This window comes from Hahella ganghwensis DSM 17046 (assembly GCF_000376785.1).
Classification (GTDB): domain Bacteria; phylum Pseudomonadota; class Gammaproteobacteria; order Pseudomonadales; family Oleiphilaceae; genus Hahella; species Hahella ganghwensis.
Genome location: NZ_AQXX01000005.1, coordinates 1 through 1,224, shown reverse-complemented (window position 1 = coordinate 1,224; position 1,224 = coordinate 1). Strand labels below are relative to the sequence as shown.

At 48.9% G+C, this 1,224-nt stretch carries 2 protein-coding genes; both read left to right on the top strand.

Annotation, left to right across the window (positions count from 1 at the left end):
- Positions 1 to 253 precede the first annotated feature (253 nt).
- The gene (gene ppnP / locus F566_RS0100050; protein WP_020404951.1) at positions 254 to 535 is read left to right on the top strand and encodes a pyrimidine/purine nucleoside phosphorylase; all 282 of its coding nucleotides are present in this window, start codon (positions 254 to 256) and stop codon (positions 533 to 535) included.
- 102 nt (positions 536 to 637) lie between these two features.
- Positions 638 to 1,021, top strand: a complete 384-nt coding sequence (locus F566_RS0100045) for a hypothetical protein (RefSeq protein WP_026179649.1) — start codon at positions 638 to 640, stop codon at positions 1,019 to 1,021.
- The last annotated feature ends 203 nt before the right edge of the window (positions 1,022 to 1,224 follow it).

Below are 1,224 nucleotides of genomic sequence, written 5' to 3'. Positions count from 1 at the left end.
TGGATTACCAAAGCCCGAATCAATATGAAACGGCCTGGAAAGAATTACGAGAAGTTGCTTAACTGGGTTGTCACAAATCAGTTGACCACGTCAACCACCTACTTTACCTGAAGTCGATCCGTTTCGCAGCGGAATAAACTCTTTTCGGTTGAGTACTCCGACACGTTTATACAAAACTTTACCCAGCATCACAGTGGGTTACGTTCGTGCTATAATCTTGCCCCCTGATATTCTGATATGGAGCAAAACCCCAATGTTCGATGTGAACGAATACTTTGATGGCAAAGTGAAATCTATTGCCTTCCAAACAGAAACACTGCCTGCCACTGTCGGGGTAATGGCGCCTGGAGAATATGAGTTCGGCACCAGTCAACATGAAACCATGACCGTGGTCAGCGGTGAATTGACTGCGCGCCTACCCCAACAGGAAGAATGGCAGTCCTTCACTCCCGGCCAGAGCTTCGAGGTTCCCGCCAATAGCAAGTTTCAACTGAAGGTCAGTGTAGACACCGCCTATCTTTGTACTTACGCTTAACATATAGCGACATCAATAGTACGAACAGGAAATGACAGTGGCGCAACTGATCGGTGATATTCACAGGTCTGACGCCCAATCGAGATTTAAGAGAGAAAGATTATGACAGAGCCAGAAGTCACGATGAATCCGGACGAATTGTACCTGGAAGAAGTATTTACAGATCAAAAAGTCGGCACTATCCGCCGTATGACTCCGGTCACCAGTGATGGTCAGCCTGACACCAACCGTAAAGTTCTTTACTTCGGCCAGGCTCAAATGATGACACCAGCAGGTGCACTGCCCCTGAACTTTGAACTGGAAGCGGACAGCCTGGGTGATGCCTGTGCAAAGTTTGCTGATGAAGCCAAAGTCGCCATGGAAAAAACCATTGAAGAGCTTAAGGAATACCGTCGCCAGCAAGCATCTTCCATCGTCGTTCCCGGCCAGGAAGGCATGGGCGGCGGAATGCCTGGCGGCCCCGGCGGAAAGATTCAGCTGCGCTGATCCTTCACCAGTCAGTATTAAGCAGCCAGCTCTCATTTAAAGCCGGCCTGATATAACAGTTAGTCGGCACTAAATGTAAGACACCGGCATAAAAAAAGCCCCTTTTCAGGCAATGCTGTTCACTTAAGAGGAGCAGCATTGCGATCTACTGGATATCGGGTCTTTGATATCTTAACCGTCCGAGGTGTCGTAGGCCTCGGACG

What these genes read in the sequence shown, in the direction of transcription:
- ppnP (WP_020404951.1), top strand. Translation starts at nt 254, where the DNA reads ATGTTCGATGTGAACGAATACTTTGATGGCAAAGTGAAATCTATTGCC.
- F566_RS0100045 (WP_026179649.1), top strand. Translation starts at nt 638, where the DNA reads ATGACAGAGCCAGAAGTCACGATGAATCCGGACGAATTGTACCTGGAA.